Annotated in this window: 9 protein-coding genes and 1 pseudogene; 5 read left to right on the plus strand and 5 right to left on the minus strand. The window is 70.2% G+C overall.

Annotation, left to right across the window (positions count from 1 at the left end):
• Window positions 1-85: 85 nt before the first annotated feature.
• The 5 genes and pseudogenes from OHB41_RS46535 to OHB41_RS46555 all read left to right on the plus strand — a co-directional run.
• Window positions 86-979, plus strand: a pseudogene (locus OHB41_RS46535) (transposase); the annotation flags it as partial.
• Entirely contained in the window at window positions 922-1,704 is a 783-nt protein-coding gene (locus OHB41_RS46540; RefSeq protein ID WP_266707883.1) for a class I SAM-dependent methyltransferase, read from the plus strand. The pseudogene OHB41_RS46535 and the gene OHB41_RS46540, both read left to right, overlap by 58 nt.
• A 721-nt stretch (window positions 1,705-2,425) precedes the next feature.
• Window positions 2,426-3,004, plus strand: a complete 579-nt coding sequence (locus OHB41_RS52175) for a DUF4259 domain-containing protein (RefSeq protein WP_323138568.1) — start codon at window positions 2,426-2,428, stop codon at window positions 3,002-3,004.
• A gap of 237 nt (window positions 3,005-3,241) precedes the next feature.
• Entirely contained in the window at window positions 3,242-3,844 is a 603-nt protein-coding gene (locus OHB41_RS46550; RefSeq protein WP_266707885.1) for a hypothetical protein, read from the plus strand.
• 443 nt (window positions 3,845-4,287) lie between these two features.
• The gene (locus OHB41_RS46555; protein WP_266707887.1) at window positions 4,288-5,061 is read left to right on the plus strand and encodes a hypothetical protein; all 774 of its coding nucleotides are present in this window, start codon (window positions 4,288-4,290) and stop codon (window positions 5,059-5,061) included.
• A 130-nt stretch (window positions 5,062-5,191) separates the two neighbouring features.
• On the opposite strand, the gene OHB41_RS46560 is transcribed toward OHB41_RS46555, so the two are convergent.
• The 5 genes from OHB41_RS46560 to OHB41_RS46580 form a co-directional block, all read right to left on the minus strand.
• A complete protein-coding gene (locus OHB41_RS46560) occupies window positions 5,192-6,160 on the minus strand; it encodes an NAD(P)-dependent oxidoreductase (RefSeq protein ID WP_266707889.1) in 969 nt (322 codons plus the stop codon).
• Window positions 6,157-7,203 (minus strand): Glu/Leu/Phe/Val dehydrogenase dimerization domain-containing protein, encoded by a 1,047-nt coding sequence (locus OHB41_RS46565; RefSeq protein ID WP_266707891.1) that lies wholly within the window; start codon window positions 7,201-7,203, stop codon window positions 6,157-6,159. The genes OHB41_RS46560 and OHB41_RS46565 overlap by 4 nt, the downstream gene beginning before the upstream one ends.
• Window positions 7,204-7,430: 227 nt before the next feature.
• On the minus strand, window positions 7,431-12,857 hold the full coding sequence (locus OHB41_RS46570; protein WP_266707893.1) for a non-ribosomal peptide synthetase/MFS transporter: 5,427 nt from the start codon (window positions 12,855-12,857) through the stop codon (window positions 7,431-7,433).
• Window positions 12,854-16,228: a non-ribosomal peptide synthetase gene (locus tag OHB41_RS46575; protein ID WP_266707895.1), complete on the minus strand. Its 3,375-nt coding sequence runs from the start codon at window positions 16,226-16,228 to the stop codon at window positions 12,854-12,856. The genes OHB41_RS46570 and OHB41_RS46575 overlap by 4 nt, the downstream gene beginning before the upstream one ends.
• A gap of 210 nt (window positions 16,229-16,438) precedes the next feature.
• Window positions 16,439-18,154 carry an amino acid adenylation domain-containing protein gene (locus OHB41_RS46580; RefSeq protein ID WP_266707897.1) on the minus strand — a complete coding sequence of 572 codons (1,716 nt, stop codon included), beginning with the start codon at window positions 18,152-18,154 and terminating at the stop codon, window positions 16,439-16,441.
• Between the last annotated feature and the right edge of the window lie 256 nt (window positions 18,155-18,410).

Below are 18,410 nucleotides of genomic sequence, written 5' to 3' on the forward strand. Positions count from 1 at the left end.
GTTCCCGCGGGCAGCCGCGTCGTGATGCGGCAGCCGTCGGAGTTTCGTCCGTCTGGCGGCGAAGCGTGAGGGTCCGCGCTGCCGAATCCACTGGTTCAACGAGATTGGTCTGGTCTGCTTGGACCCTCAGTGGGCGGGAAGGCCGTCCCCGACCTCAGTCCTGCCGACGAGGACTTCGTCGTTCAGACGGCCATCACCCGCCCGACCAAGCTCGGGCAGCCTTTTACCCGCTGGTCACTCCGCAAACTCGCCGCCTATCCGTGCCGCGTACACCGCCGTGTGATCCGGACCGGCCACGACGCGTTACGGTGCCTGCTCGCCCGCTGCGGCGTCATCCGCCCCACCACTGGAGCCGGCTGGGCCCGCGCCGGCCACCCCGAACGCCATTCCGCGACCTACCACCGCACCAACGGCGTCCGATACTTCCACGGCTGCTACCCCGTCGGCGACGACACCCTGTGGGGCGTCAACTGCAGGAGGGGGGCGCTGTAAACACCCTGGCCGCCCTGAAGTCGATCCGCGCGGCCCGCCCGGACGGTGCCCCGATCTACGTCATCCTGGACGACCTCTCCGCTCACAAGGGCGGGACCATCCGGAGCTGGGCAAAGAAGAACCGGGGCGAGCTGTGCTTTACCCCGACGTACGCGTCCTGGGCCAACCCGATCGAGGCCTATTTCGGACCATTGCGGCAGTTCACCATCGCCAACTCCGACCACCGCAACCACACCGCACAGACCCGAGCCCTCCACGCCTACCTCCGCCGGCGGAACGCGAACCCCGCCACCCCGACGTGCTAGCCGTCCAACGCCGCGAACGCGCCCGTATCCGCGACGAGAAGGGCCTCCGCTGGGGCGGCCGTAGCCAGGCAGCCGCTGCTGAACTGCCCGTCCTCCCTGGCGGCCACGCACTACGGTGGGATACATGTCCGAGCTCTCCGTGCGGGATTTCTACGACGATTTGGCCCCCGACTACCACTTGATGTTCCGGGACTGGGACGCGAGCATGGCCTACCAGGCCGAGGTATTGGGCGGGCTCCTCCGCCAATCTCTCGGCGCGGGATCGCACAGCGTCCTGGACTGCTCGTGCGGGATCGGCACCCAGGCCATCGGCCTGGCCCTGGCCGGGCACCAGGTCATCGGCAGCGACCTGAGCCCGGTCGCCGCCGCGCGCGCCGCCACCGAGGCGGCGGCGCGGGGCAGCCGGCTTCCGGCCGCTGCGGCCGACATGCGCCAACTGCCTTTCAAGGAGGCGTCATTCGACGTCGTCCTCTGCGCGGACAACTCGCTCCCGCATCTGCTCTCCGGGAAAGATCTCCGGGCGGCACTCCTCGGCATGAGACGGGTACTCCGAGACGACGGACTGTTGGTGATCACTGTCCGGGCCTATGACGAGACGCGCCAGACCAGACCCACGGCGGCACCTCCCCAGGTCACGGAAACACGCGACGGCCGAGCGATCACCTTCCAGCTGTGGCACTGGTACGAAGACGGCGAACGCTACGATCTGGAGCACTTCCAGCTCATCCCCGCGGAGAACACCTGGCATGTTCGAGTGCGCCGGAGCACCTCCTGGGCGCTGACGACGCCGCAGGTGACAGAGTTCGTGGCTGAAGCCGGCTTCACCAACATCACCTGGCACAGTCCGGCCTCCAGCGGGTACTACCAGCCCGTGCTCACCGCACAGCGCGCTCCCTCAGCGCGGTAGTCCAGACCTCGGTCCCGCCCTGCCTGGCTTTCCGTTCATCCATGGCAAACCGGTGAACGTCGCCGGGCATGGCACTAGCGTGATCTGGATTACCCACCGGGGGCGGCGGATTCGGGTGCGGAGTGGGGAGGAACATCGTGCGAAGTCTTGCCAGCTGGCCGATGCGGAGCGGCCGGTGGGCGGTGTGCGAATCCCGGCCGGTGCCGAGCCGCGAACGGGCATGAGGTCGAAGAACTCCGTCGCCTGCTCCAGTGTCAGCGGCGACAGCAGAGCCGGGGAGTCGTCGCCGACATGCCGACAGGCGTTGAACTCGTCGACTGGGCAGACGAGTCGGACCCTGAACTCGCCTCGATCCCGACTGCCTTGCGGGCCTACAGGAACCGGTGGAAGTCCTTGAAGATCTGCGCATACCCGCGCGGGGTGAACGTCGCCCGCCCCTTCACCGTCAGGTCACAGACCATGCAGACCCGACGGGAGCGCGTCGCCGGTTTCGTTGGTCTTCCGCCCCATCACTCTGACGCTGTGCACGGCGGGGACGGGGCATTGCGCGCCGTCGAGTCCGCGCCGGCCATCCGTGCGTCCATGGGCGCTTTCCCCATCCCGGCCGCTTCCCGCAACCCCGACAGGTGGAACAGGTATGCAAACGAGTCCTGTTCGCTCCGTAGTCACGTTGTCAGTGCCTGATGCGAGGATCCGGACGACCTTACGCAAGGAGATCAGCATGGGCACCTGGGACATCGGTCTCTTCTGCTTCGACACAGCTGCGGACTTCGCCAACGCTCTCGACGACGCCGGGCCCGAGGCATGTGGAGCTCTGATCCGAGGCGTCCTCGTCCGGACGGTCGGCGCCACGGGCTATCTCAGGGAAGCGGACGAGGTGGTGGCCGCCGCCGCACTCATCGCGGCGCAATGCCCGGGAGGCCAACCTGTCGTCGACACGCCCTACGGCCCGGAAACGCCTATGCCGGGTTCCCTTCCGACCTTCGGACGCTCGCTGACGAAGCCCTCGCCCGCATCTCCAGCGACGAAGCTGGGCCGGCCTCGAAGTGGGTCGATCCGGAGGACTGAAGCGTCACTCCGCACGGAAGGTGAGCCAGAGCCCGAGAACGGACTGCATATGGTCACGACTTCGAGAGGCGTTCAGCCAGGCCGCAGCCCTGCCTCCCGACTGCTCACCAACCGGCCGTTATCAAAACCACAGGTGCTGGCACATCCACGTCGAAAAATCAATACCGACCAACCGATACAGCTCAACAGGTCTACGCGGGCGGGTGTCCAGAAGAGAGGGGCGGGTCGGTAAGCCCGCGATGTCCGGAGGCGATGCTGTCGCCTTCGCCTTTTCCCACGAAGATTTGCCGCCCGGGTACCGTGTCTGGGATCTTGTCCGGAGCGGCGAGCTCGAGCAACGCGCTCGGCCGCCGGCACCACTCGCCCCGGCCCCAACTCAGGCCTGCTGGTGGCGCCGTGGCCGAGCCAGGAGCATCGGATCCAGCGGATCTTCGGACTGTCCGTGGCCATACCATGAAGGAGAAATAGCGTGAACACCGAAAAGGTTACAGCTCGACGTCTTACGAGCGAGGAGGTTTCAGAATTGGGCCTCCAGGAGGAGATTTTTGTCTCGGCAGAGCTGGACGACCTCCTTTCTCTCGACTGCTTCGCCCCGGCTTTCCTCACGAAGCCGGGAAAATATTTCGATGGAGGATCCTTCATCGCAAGGACAATTTTCGGCAAGGAAATTCATGTTCTTCCGGACAATGCCGAAGAGCGCGGCATCTGGGTTGCCGACGAAGTCGGGGAAGAAATCGAGGTTCTCCAGAGTGCCGGCGTCCTCCTGAACCTCGCGCTCTTCGTGCCCAACGGGAACAAGGAATCTCTGGAGTCGCTCTACACCGCCGCGAGGGAAGCGTTCGGCGCGGGCATCGTCCAGCGCTGGAACGAGGAAGTCGTCGCGGTGCCGGACGTCAAGGTCGACCTGTTCGAAGAGCCGGCCCGCGGTCGGAAGAGCACGAGCGGCCAGAACCGCGACCGCCGCGCCCTGGACATCTACCCCACCCGAGTGCGGTTCATGGAGCCCAGCACCGGCTGGAAGTTCATCGTCGAACCGCACCACGAGCCCATCGACGACACACCGACGATCTGAGCCGACAGCCGCCCGCAGTACGCACGCCGACGGCTGCTATTTGTCACCGCCCGACTTCAGGCACACAGCCTGACCCGATCGGGACGAGACGGGGCGGGGCGCTGGTGCCGGGCGCCCCGCCCCGCGCGACCCGCACAGGTTGCGGAGCTTTTTCGCGTATGCGCCGATCAGGCGCGCCGGCCTCGTGCGGGAGCAGGGCGCGCCGGGCGAAACCGCCCGGATCTCGCGCCGGGGATGGTCCCATCGTGTACGCGGCGCAGACCTGGGGGGCCTGCTCCCCGCACGCGCGGGGATGGTCCCTGGCAGTCCTCTGATCTTTCTCCGTCTCATACCTGCTCCCACCTTGACCGGGTGTCACTTCGACGCAGGATGGGAGAGGAGAGCGGGTCTGCCTGGTGAAGTCTGGGCCGCCGATAACTCCGACAGCAGGGACGTTTCTTCCGATGACCGCACAGTCCGCCCGCCCTGAACGCAGCAGCCCCGAGACCCCCTCGGTCATGGACGTCTCGCCGTTCAAGCCTTCTCTCGTCAAAGCGGTGTTCAGGGACGTGACCCCGATGCACGTCTCTCGGTCGGCCGCGTGGGCCGCCGCGTCGGTGACGCGGACAGTGCTGACGGAGATTATCGACGGCGCGAGGAGAGCGGCGGCGGAGGAGGCCCGGAAGAAGCTGATTCCCGGGGACCTTCTCTCGGCGATCGACCGGAACGTCGAGCTGGAGGTGGGGGGCAAGTGGTACGACCACAGCCCGACGTTTCAAGGCCTGACCGGTGTCCTGTACGACGCCGAGGGTGTCATCGTGCCTCCTCGTAAGCGCAGCAGGTCGCGCAAACCGAGCGCTGTGGTCGGCGCCCACAGGTTCGAGGCCGGGGTCAAGAAGCTGCTGCGGAGCCAGGGGGCGACAGCCGTCCCGGCGATGGTCCGTGACCTGGACGGAATCGGGAGCGTGTTCCTGACGGACCTCGCCCGGGACGCGGCCATGGTCGTCCGCGAGGGCGGGGGTAAACGGTTCGGTACGGTCACCCCAGTGATGTCTGGCGAACCGGCCCCACCCCCGTTCCTCAAGGATTCCCTCCCGCCCCTGTCCGCCCGCAGGGGGGACAGGCGGACCATCGGCAGGGACGACATCCTGGCCGCCACCACGATGCAGTTGTTCGGCGGCAACCTCAGACGGCAAGCCCTCACCGACGCAACGCAGGGATGGTCCCTGACCACCTGACGGGCCGCAGAGCCCTCCACGGACGCCCATGACCAGGAGCAGCCAGCGGTTCCACCCGTTCCTCTTCTGCGTAAACAAGAGGGGAGCTGAGGATACGGTCCAACAGCTGGGTCGGATAGTGACGCGGTGGTCAGGAGGCCTCCTTGTCGTGGTGAACGGTGACGAGGTCTCGGGGCAGACGACCGGCCCGCAGGTCGGACAGGTTGTCCAGGAACGCCTGTCCCACCGCGGCGGCTTCGCCGGGGAAGGCGAAGGCGCAGTGCGGGGAGACGACGAGGTTGGGTACCGTCCACGCGGGATCGTCGGACGGAAGCGGTTCGACGCGGTGTACGTCGAGGAAGGCGCTGCGCAGAGCGCGTGAGCGCAACGCCTCGTACAACGCGGTGTCATCCACGGTGGATGCACGTCCGACGTTGACCAGCACCGCGTGCGGAGACAACACAGCCAGCACGTCCTTGTCCACAAGGTCCGCCGTCCCGGGGGCCTCCGGCAGGCAGCACACGATGTGGTCAGCGCGCGCGGCGGCCTCGGCCAGACCGGCCACGCCCACGGTCCGGTCGGCGCCTGCGACCCGAACCGCGCCGGTCCGTGTGACCGCGATGCAGCGCGCGCCGAGCGCGGCGAGCCTGCGTACGACGGCTCGCCCAATGCGTCCCGCCCCCACGACGAGGACGGTGGAACCGTGCAGCATCGATGCCGACGACGCATACCAGGGACGGTGCTGCGGGCGTTCCGACAGCGTCGTGAAGTCCTTGAGCAGCATGAGCAGCGCGGACACCGCGTACTCGGCGACGGACTCCACCGGCACTCGCGCCGAGTTCGTCACCAGCACCCCCGGGGGCAGCCCCGCGGCCGACAGGTGCTCCGTGCCCGTACCGGTGAGATGGAGCCACCGCAGATTCGGCAGCCGTGCCAGACCACCGGGCGGGAAGTGGTAGCCGACCAGGGCGTCCACACCGGCCCGCAAGTCCTCGGGCAGGTCGGCGATGGACTCGGCGGACAGCACCGAGACCTCCGCGTCGAGATACGGCACGAGCTTCGGCGCCATCTTCGGGTGCGCGACGAGCACCCTTGGGCGCGACCAGTCGGTGGCGTTCACAGCGCGATGTTCCGGGCGGCCAGGAGTTCGGCGACCGGATCGGGGCTGCCCGAGGCGGTCAGCCCCTGGACGAGCGCACAGTTCTTCTTGATCTTGGTGGAGATCCAGTCCCGCATCCATGCCGAGAGCCGCGGCGCGGTGAGCCCGGACGGCGCGATGCCGGTGATGACCGTACCCGTGAGCGCGGCTCCGCCGACGTTCACCACGACATCCGGGAGCACGGTATGGCCCGCATCGCGCAGCATGTGGCGCGCGGGCTTGCTGCAGCTCATGTTCCCGCCTTCGACCACGATGCCCGCGCGCACCGAGGAGACCGCTGACTCGTCCACCGCATCGGCGTTGGCGGCGAGCACCAACAGGTCCGCCCCCACCTTCAGCCACGCGCGGTCTCCGGCGTGCGTGCGGACCGAGAACGGCAGCTTCCCGCGGTCGATCGTGCCGTCGATACCGGTGCACGCGATCAGCTTGTCCACCGGCAGACCGGCAGGATCCTCGATCGTGCCCAGCACGTCGGCGACCGCGACGATCTGATGGCCCGCGGCCGTCAGGTGCAGCGCGGCGGCTCGGCCCACCGCCCCGAAGCCCTGAAGCACGACACGTTGCGGCGTGCGGACCCCTTGGGCCTCAAGCGTGCCCAGCGCGGCTGCAGCCACGCCGAAACCGGTGATGTCGGACATGGTCTTGTAGAACTGGTGCCACTCCATGTCGAGCCGGGTGGCACCGGGCACGCCGGTGACGTCGTAGCCGGCCGCGGCGAAGAACGTGTCCCGGTCGGCCTGGGTCGTTCCCTGGTCGCACCCGAGGTACAGGCCGCCATGCATCAGCGGCCGGGAGACCTGGCCGAAGGTGCGCATCAGGGCGTCGCGATCGCCGACCGCGCCACGAGGGCGGATGCCCGCTTTCGCACCGCCGATAGGCAGGTCGACCAGGGCAAGTTTGTGGGTCATCGCCCGTGCCAGGGCGGCAAGTTCCGTCTGGTCGACCGTGGCGGTCATCCGCGTGCCGCCCATGGCCAGACCGTTGACGGTGCTGTCGACGACCACCCATGCGTCGGCGTCGCAGCCCGGCAAGGACAGTGTGGTGGTGAACAAGGGCGATGGGACCTGTGTGGGACCGTTGTGCAGTATCTGAGTCATGTGGTGCTGTCCTTCGGGTTTCTTCTCAAGCGGGTTGGTCACGACGGCGAGGGCAGGCGGGACGGTCGCCGCGCGGTCGGGCCGGGCGAGGAATGTCCCGTCTTTTCATGTCGCCACGTCGTCACCAGTGGAGATCAGGACGCGGCTTGCTCGTGCAGAGCGTCCGCCTCGTTCTGAAGGTCGTCGAGGTCCGCCGCGATGACACTGCCGGTGGGAATGTCGGGAAGCCTGTCCTCGATGTGGCGCAGCGGGCGGTAGCGCATACCGAGCACGCCCCAGCAGGTCAACAGCAGCCCGCCTACCACCATGAGCAGACCCATGCCGCGGCCCTGACCGGTACCGCCCATGAGCCACTGGAGCTCGTGGCTGCCGGCGACCATCGGGCCGAACACGTGGTTGTACAGCAGGGGGGTGAGCAGGAAGCCGAGCGGCATCATCCCGGTCGCCAGCATCTGGTTGGTGGCCACGACGCGGCCCTGCAGGTCCAGGCCGACCTTCGCCTGCAGGATGGCCAGCCAGTGCGCGTTGAGGATGGCGTTGCAGACCCACCACAGGAAGAGTCCGACGCCCATGAGCAGCGGTGTCGGCCGCAGCCCGATCAGGACGGTCGCCAGCCCCATGCCGATGGTCATGCCGATCATGCCGTCGGCGCGGCGCCGGGTGCCGCCCCAGAAGGCCATGGCGAGGCCGCCTGCCACCGCGCCCAGTGCGCCCGCGGCGATCACCAGACCCAGCACGCCGGCGTTGGCCGTGGAGAGCACCAGCGGCGCGGTGAGCACGGTCGTAGTGGCGGTGATGTAGTTGACGACGACGAAGAAGACCACCATCGCCACCATCGGCCGGCGGCGCGCGATGAAGCGCCAGCCGCCCGTGAGCGCCGAAGCGAAGGACTCACGCCGCTTGCGGAACAGCCGGTCCGGGAACCGGACAAGGAGCAGCACGCCGGCGCCCGCGAGCACGGCTACCGAGTCGACGCACACCACGCCGGTCAGCCCGGTCAGGCTGATCAGGGCGCCGCCGAGCAGCGGTGCGATCAGGGTGCTGATCGCGGAGCCCAGTTGGGTGATGCCGTTGGCCTGTGCCAGGTAAGGCTTGGGTACCAACTGGGCGACCGAGGCCAGGTAGGCGGGTCGTTGGAAGGCGGCTGTCAGTGACGTGAGTCCGGCGAAGACGGCGACCTCCCACACCTGCAGACTCCCGACGGCCGCCGCAACAATCAGACCGGACAGAGTGATGCCGTAGACCGCGGCGCAGCCCAGGAGCACGCGGCGACGGTCGTACCGGTCGGTGACCGCGCCGCCCACGGGGGCGGCAAAGAACATGGGCAGCATCGCCAGCATGGTGATCAGGGAGTAGTAGCCGACCTGGTGGGTGCGCTGGTAGACCCATACGCCGAGGCCGAACGAAGTGAGTGCGGCGCCGGTCATCGAGGCCGTCTGGCCCAGCGCCAGCAGCCCGAACAGTCGCAGGTCCCGCAGGTCCCGGCGGGCCGGACGCGACGGACGGCGAGAGCCACCGGCGGCTACGGCAGGGGCATCAGCATCGGCGGATACCCCGTCCCGAAGCGGTGCCGGGACGGAGGTGCTGTTCCCGGCAAGCCGCCCGGACACCAGCTCGGCCAGATCGGCTGCCTGGTGTTTGAGGAAGTAGTGGCCGGCTCCGGTGATCCGGGCAAGTTCGACTTCCTCGGCGAAGACGGACCACTCCCGGTACCGCTCCTCGAAGAGTTCCGTGGTGCGGTCCCGGTCTCCGACGACGCACAGGACCGGCGCCCGCAACCGCACGGGTTCGGCGGAGTCGAGCTGGGAGCTGAACCAGTCGGTCGCCTGGCGCACGTCGTGCCGTACGGCGCGGATCATCGCCTCCTCGGTCTCCTCCTCCAGCTGGCCGCCCAGTGCCTGCAGTACTTCGCGGTAGGCGCGGTCGGACGTCCAGCGGTCGTTGGGGAACCAGCGCTGGATCAGCGCGGACAGCCGGCCAGGCAGCCTGGCGGTGGGGAACGAGGCTCCGAGCACCACGCCGGCCAGTTCGTTGCCCTGCGCTTCCAGCTCCAGTGACAGCGCGACCGCGGCCGCGGTGCCGACGCAGTGCCCGTAGACCAGCACCGGTCCCCCGGCACGCTGCGCGAGCTCGTCGCGGCAGCCCTGGACCAGCTCGGACATCGTGAGCATGGCCTCGTCCGAGCCGGCGGGGTCGTGCCCGGGCAACTCCACGGCGAGGATCTCCGCCTGCGGGTGTCGTACGGCCAGCTCTTGCGCCAGCGGCTGGTACGAGGCCGCGGAGCCGCCGCCGTAGGGCACGCAGAGCACCGTCACGCTCGGGGTGGTGCCCTCCGCGGGACCCGCCAGCCGCTGCAGCAGCCGGGAGTCGATCTCGGCAGGCTGGTCCAGGAAGACCGCCAGTTCCCGCACGGTGGGACGGGTGAACAGATTGACCACCCGCAGGGTGGGGTCGATGAGCCGGGCGGCCCGCAGGGCCCGGAAGGAGTCTCCGCCGAGGGCGAAGAAGTCCGCGTCGATGTCGATGTCCGCGTCGGGGAGTTCGAGGACCTCTTGCCAGACGGCGGTAATGCGGCGCTCGGTATCGGTGCGCGGGGGCGTCCGGTCCGCAGGGCCCTGCGCCTCGGGCCGGGGCAGCGCCACGCGGTCCACCTTGCCGTTGGGCGTCAGCGGGATGCCCGGCACGCCGACCACCGCCGACGGGACCATGTGGTCGGGCAGCACGGCGCGCAACGCGGTCCGTACGGCCCTGGTGTCCAGCGGCTCGTCGCCCGAGGGCACGAGCCAGGCCGTGAGCCGCCGCTGGTGGGCCTCGCCGACGGCGAGGACGACGGCCTCGCGCACCTCGGGCAGGGCACGGCAGGCGGCGGCGACCTCGCCGAGTTCCACGCGGTAGCCGCGGACCTTGACCTGATCGTCGAGGCGGCCCAGGAACTCGATCAGGCCGTCGGCGCGCACGCGCACCCGGTCGCCGGTGCGGTAGCAGCGGCGGGTGCCCTCCAACGGGTCCGTCACGAAGGCGCGTCGGGTGGCCTCGGTGTTCTTGAGGTACCCGCGGGAGACTCCGGGGCCGGCGATCAGCAGTTCGCCCGGAACGGTGGGCGGCAGCAGCCGGCCGGCCGGGTCGACCACGTAGCAGACCGCGTTGGGGAAGGGCGATCCCAGCGGCGCGACCGCACCGCTCCGGTCCTCAGGTGCTCCGGCCTCTGCCAGGTCGCATCCCAGGACGGAAACGGTGGTCTCGGTCGGGCCGTAGTGATTGTGCACGGTCAGGTCGGGCCGGGCCGCTCGGACGCGGTCGGCAAGGTGCCACGGGCACGCCTCGCCCGCCAGCACGAGGGTGCGGCGAGGCAGCACTGTTGCCAGGTCGCCGTGCGTGGCCAGCAGTTCCAGGTGACTGGGCACCATCTTGACGACGTCCACCGGATGCGTGGCGAAGTACTCCGCCAGTCGCCCCGGATCCGTGGCCGTCTCGCGCTCGACCAGGTGCAGCGTGCCCCCGCTCACCAGTGCCCCGAACAAGGACAGGTATCCCAGGTCGGCCGCGGCGGTGGACAGCAGAGCGAAGGACCGCCCGTGCCCGCCGATGCGCTCCAGAGCGCCCCGCAGGTAATGCACGAGGCTGCGGTGCTCGACCGCGACGCCCTTGGGTGTGCCGGTCGAGCCGGAGGTGAAGATCAGATAGGCGAGCTGGTCCGGGTTCACCCGCACCGGAGGCGGCATGGCCGGCGACCCGCTGTCGCCGGCCGCCTCCTCGATGACCGCGACCTGCTCCGCCCGCACTCGCCCGGCCAGGTCCCGCTGCGCCAGTACGATGTCCGTGCCGGCCGACGCCAGGATCCGCGCCAGCCGGTCGTCCGGGTAGGACGGTTCCAGCGGCACGAACGCCGCCCCGGCCTTCAGCACGCCCAGCAGGGCGACCGCCAGGTCCAGGCTCCGCTCGGCCAGCACCGCCACCGGCTCCTCGGCGCACACCCCGGCGGCGAGCAGCCGGTGGGCGACCCGGTTGGCCCGCCGGTCCAGCTCCGCGTAGGACAGTGCGCCGTCGGACGCCGTCACCGCGACGGCGTCCGGGGTGGATTCCGCCCAGTCCGCCACCAGTTCCGTGAGAGGGCGTTCCAGCGGGTAGTCGCGTACGGGCCCGCGCATCACCCCCGTGCCGGGCTCGGCCAGGGCCAGCGCCCCCACCGGCAGGTCTGGGTCGGCCAGCAGACCGCCCAGCAGGCGCAGGTACCAGTCGGCGATGCGCTGCGCGCTGTCGTGGGTGAACCGATCGGCGCGGAACTGCAGGACACCGCTGAGCGTGCCGTCGTCCTCGCGCTCGAAGCACTGCAGGGCCAGGTCCGCCTTGACCGAGCCGGTGCTGATCTCCGCGTACTCGGCCACGAGGCCCGCGAACAACCCGGAGGTGTCCGAGCGGTGGTAGAGGTTCGCCATGGTGTCGAACAGTGGGCTGGCGCCCGTGGTGCGCTGCGGGCGTACCCGCTCCACGACACGGTCGAAGGGCACGTCGGCGTGGCTGAGCCCGTCCAGAACGGTGCTCCGCACCCGCTCCAGCAGCTGCCGCCCCGTGGGGTCACCGGACAGATCGCAGCGCAGCACCACCGTGTTGACGAACAGGCCCACGGCCTGGTCGCTCCCCGACACGCGACGTCCGCCGTCCGGCACGCCCACGGCGATGTCGTCGCTGCCGGAGAGGCGCGCAAGCAGCGCCTGCCAGGCGGCGATCAGCACCATGAACGGCGTGCCGCCCGACTCGGCGGCCAGAGCCCGCAGCCGTGCGGTCACCTCGGCGGAGAACACCAGGGGCACGTTGCCGCCGAGGTCGGAGGGCACCGGGCGGTGCGGGTGGTCGGCCGGCAGGTCCAGCCCGGCCGTGCAGTCGCGCAGCCGCTCCTGCCACCAGTCCAGGTGGCGGGCCTCCAGTTCCTCGGGCAACGGCTCGACCGTCGCGGCGTACTGCGGGGGCGCCGGTGGAACCGGGCCCAGGCCCAGCCTGGCGCCGTACAGCGCGCCCAGGTCGGCCATCAGCAGCCCGGTGGACCAGGCGTCGGTGGCGATGTGATGGATCACCAGCAGCAGCGCGTGGTCGTCGTCGCCCAGAGAGAAGTAGGCGACGCGCAGCGGGCACTCACGCTCCACCGCGATGGGGCGGCGCACATGTTCGCGCACCCGCCGGTCCAGTTCGGCCCGCGGGTCCTCGTACGAGCCGAGGTCCACGGTGTCCAGCGGGACTTCCCCGGCCGGCCGGGTCACGATGACGGGCTGAGGTCCTGAGGCGTCCACGACGCCGCGCAGCACCTGGTGCCGTTCGGCAAGGTCGCGTACCGCCCCCAGCATCGCCGCGCGGTCCAGGGCGCCGCGCAGCCGCAGCAGTACCGGAACCAGGTAGGCGGGGCTGTCGGGCTGCAGTTGCGACTCGAACCACATGCGCCGCTGAGCGGCGCTGAGCGGCGCCGGGCCGGTCCGCTCCGCCGGACGTCGGGGGCCCGCCGCGCGGGCGGCCAGCAGGGCCCGCAACCGGTCCTGGTCCCTGGTCGAGGAGTTGGTGGTGACGGTCATTCGGTTTCGGCCTCTTCCGCGTCCAGGAGGGCGAGAGCTCTGCGTTCGACCTCCGCTGCCAGGTCGGCCAGGACGGGGAGTTCGAAAATGGTGTGTACGGCCACTTCGACGCCCAGCGCCTCCCAGATCTCCCTGACCACGCGGATCGCCGTCAGTGAGGTACCGCCGAGTTCGAAGAGGGAGTCGGAGGCGGCCACGTTCTCGACCGCCAGCAGCCGCTCCCAGGTCTCCGCGAGAAACTGCTCCACGACGGTCGCGGGTTCCAGCCGCTTGCGCTCGGTGACGGGCTGTGGCAGGGCTTCCGCCCGCGGTGGCGCGGGCAGCGCGATCGCCGAGCAGGCGCGGTCGGGCGCGGCGGTGCCCTCGGTGAGGACCTGGATGAAGCCGTCCAACAATGCGCCGGCGGCGGCTTCGTCGAAGCGCTCCACGTCGTAGCACAGTTGCACTTCGACGCCCGAGGCGGTGTCGTTGACGAAGAAGGTGGCCTCGTAGCGGGAGACACCTGTGTCCAACTCGCCGAGCGACCGCAGCTCCGTCTCCCCCGCCCGCACGGACACGCGTACCCCCGACGGCTGCATGGAGAGCGCCACCGGCGTCAGCGGCACACCCGCGAGCCGCTCCACACCCGCTGCGCGGGCCGCGTCCGACAGGGCGGACGTGGACAGGTCGGTATGCGCCAGGGTGCGGTTGCGTGCCCGTGCCGCGAGTCCGGCCACCGTGCGGAAGCTCTGCTCGGGCTCCCAGCGCACCCGGACCGGCAGGACCGCGATCAGAGGGCCGACCACCCGGTCCAGTTCCACCAGGTCGCGCCGTGCCGCCGAGACCCCGACCAGGACGTCACGGGAGCCGGTCCAGTGGGCGAGCAGCACGTCCAGCGCAGCCAGGTGCACGGCGAAATCGCTCAGCCCGGTGCTGGCGCCCAATCGGCGCACCGCCTCGACGGTCTCCGCGCGCAGCGGGCGGACCAGCCGCTTCCCCCGGTACTTCGGGAGGCCGCCGCGAGGGGTGCGGGTCATGCCGTACGGCGGCTGTGCGCCCGCCAGTTCCTCGGTCCAGAACGCCTGGTCGGCCGGGGCGGAGGCGGCGAACAGCTGTTCCTCCCAGCGGGCCACGTCGCCCAGTTGCACGGCGGGTTCCGCGATCGGACCACCGGCGTCGGCGAGGTGCGCGGCGAGTTCGTCCCTGAGGATCCCGCCGGACCAGCCGTCGAAGGCCAGGTGATCGACAGCGATCACCAGGGTCGCCGCGTCCTCCGCGGTGCGCAGCAGGGCCGCGCGCAGCAGCGGTGCGTGCTGGTCGGACGCGAAGGTCTGCCGTGCCGCCCGGTCGACGACCGTACGGATCTCCGCTTCCGTCATGTCCCGTGCGTCGTGTTCGGTGAACGGCACCGGAACCGCCGCGAGCACCTCGCCCGTCAGCCCGTACTCGTCCTCGCGCACCACGGTGCGCAGCGCCTCGTGCCGTACGACGAGGGCATTCAGGGCGTCGGTCAGTGCCGCCGAGCCGACTCGGCCGGCGATGCCGATCGCGAACGCCTCGGTGGTGGCTCCGGGAAAGCCGCTGATCCGGCGTGACGTCCACAGTTGGCGCTGCACGTCGGTCAGCGGCACCTTCGTGACGCCCGGGAGCCTGGTGGGCGGCGGTATCGGGGACCCGGAGCCCTCGAGACGGCGGGCGAGGCCCGCGGCGGTGGGGTCGGCCAGGAAGTCTCCGAGCTTTACGGCTGCGCCGAGTTCGACGCGGACGCGTGCGACAACGCGCGCCGCGGACAGCGAGTGGCCGCCTAGGTCGTCGAAACGGTCGGTGCGTCCCACCCGCGGCAGGTCCAGGACGTCCGCGATGATGGCGGCCACCTGCGCCTCGGCGGCGTCGCGCGGCTCCTCGTACGTGCTCCGGCCGGCGCCGGCGGTGTCCTTGCCGAACGGGATGGAGGGCAGCGCGGCCCGGTCCACCTTGCCATTGGTGTTCCGCGGCAGGTTCTCCATCACCAGGATGCGCGCGGGCACCAGGTAGTGGGGCAGCCGCTCACGCAGGTGGTCGCGGAGTGCGGTTTCGTCGGGCGGCTGGATGGCGCCGGCCGTCGCTGCCTCCGCGTAGGCGTGCAGCACGCGCGTCCCGTCGGTGTCCGCCGGAGCGACGGCCACGGCGTGCCGCACGCCCGGGTGCGCGGCCAGGGCGGACTCGACCTCGCCGAATTCCACCCGGAAGCCGCGCACTTTGACCTGGTCGTCCAGGCGGCCGAGGTAGTGCAGGAGGCCGTCCACGCGGCGGACGAGGTCGCCGGTGCGGTAGCGACGGCCGCCGGGAGATGCCGGGTCCTCGACGAATCGCCCGGCCGTCAGCTCGGGCGCACCGAGGTAGCCGCGCCCGACGAGCGGTCCCGCCACCCACAGCTCGCCGGGCGTGCCGTCGTCCACCACCCGGTCGTCGGCGTCGCGGACGGTCAGCTCGCAGTCGGCGACGGCCGTCCCGATGGGTGGGGCGCCGGTCTCGTCGCGTCCGATGGCGTGCGTGACGCAGAAGACCGTGCACTCGGTCGGCCCGTAGAGGTTGACGACCGTCTCCACCCCCGGTTGTGCGTAGAGGCGATCGACCAGCGGGCGGGTGACCGCCTCGGCTCCGACGTTGACCCGGCGCACGCCGCGGGGCAACGGCCGCTCCAGCAGGGCGGCGAGCGCGGAGGGCGGCGCGCTGATCATGGTCACCTCGTCGCGGGCGGGCAGCGACGGCAGCGCGAGGATGTCGTCGGCCAGGACGACGCAACCGCCGGTGCTCAACGGTCCGAACATCTGGTGGACCGATGCGTCGAAGGAGAGCGACGCGGTCGCCAGGCCGGTCCGCAGGTGTGCGGGGTCGATCGTCCGGGCCATCCACTTCAGCAGGGCGAGCACGGAGGAGTGCTCGATCACCACGCCCTTGGGGGTGCCGGTGGAGCCGGACGTGAACAGGACGTAGGCGACGCCGTCACCCGCCCTGGACGGGGTCTCCTCGCCGTCGTCGTCCGCGCCGTCGACCAGCACGGGCTGTGCGCCGGTCGCGGCGACGGTCGGGGCGAGTTCCCGGGTGGTCAGGACCTGCCGTACCCCTGCCTGCCGGACCATCCCGGCAAGGCGCGGTACCGGCATCGCCGGGTCGAGCGGTACGTAGCCGCAGCCGGTCCGCCACACCGCCAGCAACCCGGCCACCATGCGCTCGTCGCGGCCGAGGCAGACACCGACCAGGCCCCCGCGGGGTTGGGTGAGCCCACGCGCGAACCCGGCGGCCATGCGGTCCAGTTCCCGGTAGCTGGTGCGGCGATCGCCGACGATGACCGCGGTCGCTTCGGGGACGCGCTCGACCTGCGAGGCGACAAGATCGTACACACTCGTCATGAGGGTGGTTCCTTCTATGAGCTCGAAGTGGTGCCGCAGCCTGCCGCGGCACCAGGGCGGCACGGCACTGCGATTCCTCGTTGTTCTGACCGGGAAAAGGCGGTCGGGTGCCCCATGTCCTCGTGGATCGAAGCGTGGCCTGGGTGTCCCGGCTCCCGTGCGGGCCCTCCGCGCCCGGACGCGGCGGTGGATCTCAGGGTCGGGCGGCCATCAGCGTGAGGAACTCGCTGTCGGCCCGCCGGGGGCGTCCCCCGCGGGCTCGCCGGCACGCTGTTGCCGCTCTCGCAGGATTTCCCGCAACAGTGACCGGTCACCATCCGCCTGGCGCGGCGTGGCGGACGCCGACCGCCCGTCGGCCAGCCGTTGCTCAGCACGCTCACGCAGCAGCGCCCGATGCAGCTTGCCGCTGCTGGTCAGCGGAATCTCGTCCATGACCAGGAACTTCGTCGGCACATAGGCTGCGGGCAGCCTGGCGGCGAGGTACGAGCGCAACCTCCCGGACAACTGGCTTGCTTGTCCCTCGGCATCCGCCGGCCGGACCCAGGCGACGAGTTGCACGTCGGCGGCGACCTTGGCCGCGACCACGACGGCCCCGTTGAGTTCAGGGTGCTCGGCCAAGTGGTGCTCGATCTCCTGCGGTTCGATCCGTTGCCCGAGGATCTTGACCTGGTCGTCGGCCCGCCCCAAATACTCCAGCTCACCGTCGACCAGCCGCACCCGGTCACCGGTCCGGTACAGCCTTCCCGCCGCCGAGCCCCGCGGAGCGGTCACGAACGCCTTCGCCGTCAGATCCGGCCTGTTGAGATAGCCCAACGCCAACGGGGCACCACCTATGTACAGTTCCCCGTCCTCGCCCGGCGGGACCGGCGCTCCGTCCTCGTCCAGCGTGACCAGCATGCAGTTGTCGATCGGGCGCCCGATGAAGACCCCGTTGATGTTCTCCGCTGCCGCCGGGCAGGTCCAGTGGCTGACGTCGATCGCCGCCTCGGTGGGACCGTACAGGTTGTGCAGGGTGGCCGGCAGGGTGCTGACGAACTCCCTCGCAACCTCTACCGGAAGCCGCTCCCCGCTGCAGAACACGTGTCGCAGTGACGTACACCCCTTGGCGTCGGGCCACCGGAGGAACTCACGGAGCATGGACGGCACGAAGTGGCAGACGGTGATCCACTGCTCCACGATCGCCCGCGCCACCGACACCGGGTCGCGATGTTCCTCCGGCGGAAGGAACACACAGGTGGCCCCCGAGATCAGCGGCAGCCACAGCTCCCAGCCGGACACGTCGAAGGTGACCGGGGTCTTCTGCAGGATCCGGTCCTGCGGCCCCACCCGATAGGTGTCGCGCATCCACAACAACCGGTTGCACAGAGCCTCGTTGGGCAACAGGACGCCCTTGGGCTCCCCCGTGGAGCCGGAAGTGAACAGGACGTAGACGGGATGGTCGCCGGCCACCTCGGGAAGCGGGTCGGGATCGGCATCCGCTGTCACGGGTCGCAGCGCCTCGACATCGAGGGCGGTGAGCCCGTGGTCCGCCAGAACCCGGAAAGTGCCGACGTTCCCGAGGCCCGTGCTGCTGCCGGCGGTGTCCAGTATCCGGCCGAGCCGCTCGGCCGGATCGTCGGGATCGATCGGCAGATAGGGCAGGCCCGCTTTCACCGTGCCGAGCAAGGCGACCAGCAGACCGACACTGCGAGGAATCGCGACGGCCACCGGCTTGCCCGGTGCAGTCTCGCGCAGCTTCCGTGCCACGGCGTCGGACCACACCTCCAGCTCGAGGTAGGTCAGTTCACCCGTGGCATCGCTGACCGCGACGGCATCAGGGTGGCTGAGGGTGGTGGCCCTGATGAGGCCGGGCAGACCCTTCGAGCTGTCGCGCTCCACCGCAGGGCCGTGCAGTTCGCTTCGGGGGACGACAGGGTTTGGCCGCACTTCTCACAGTTCCTCTCAGCGTATGGCGCTGGCAACTATAGGTATGCGGGTGGCGAAAGAGCCGGGCGCTAACGCGTCGCTGACTGCCCTTTGACACATTGCTGTTTCACGCGGCTCGGTGTTGTGTCAGTGTGTCGACCGCCCCGGAACGAGCCGGTACCGGTGAGGCATTTCAGCAGCCGCGCTCGCCAAGTCGGCCGGGCTGTCCCGCCGCGCCGAGACACGGCCCGAGGCGGCCGGGTCGCGATGGCCGGCA

Origin of the sequence: Streptomyces sp. NBC_01571 (genome assembly GCF_026339875.1) — a bacterium.
In the GTDB taxonomy this organism is placed as follows: domain Bacteria; phylum Actinomycetota; class Actinomycetes; order Streptomycetales; family Streptomycetaceae; genus Streptomyces.

What these genes read in the sequence shown, in the direction of transcription:
- OHB41_RS46575 (WP_266707895.1), bottom strand. Translation starts at nt 16,228, where the DNA reads ATGACGAGTGTGTACGATCTTGTCGCCTCGCAGGTCGAGCGCGTCCCC.
- OHB41_RS46570 (WP_266707893.1), bottom strand. Translation starts at nt 12,857, where the DNA reads ATGACCGTCACCACCAACTCCTCGACCAGGGACCAGGACCGGTTGCGG.
- OHB41_RS46555 (WP_266707887.1), top strand. Translation starts at nt 4,288, where the DNA reads ATGACCGCACAGTCCGCCCGCCCTGAACGCAGCAGCCCCGAGACCCCC.
- OHB41_RS46540 (WP_266707883.1), top strand. Translation starts at nt 922, where the DNA reads ATGTCCGAGCTCTCCGTGCGGGATTTCTACGACGATTTGGCCCCCGAC.
- OHB41_RS52175 (WP_323138568.1), top strand. Translation starts at nt 2,426, where the DNA reads ATGGGCACCTGGGACATCGGTCTCTTCTGCTTCGACACAGCTGCGGAC.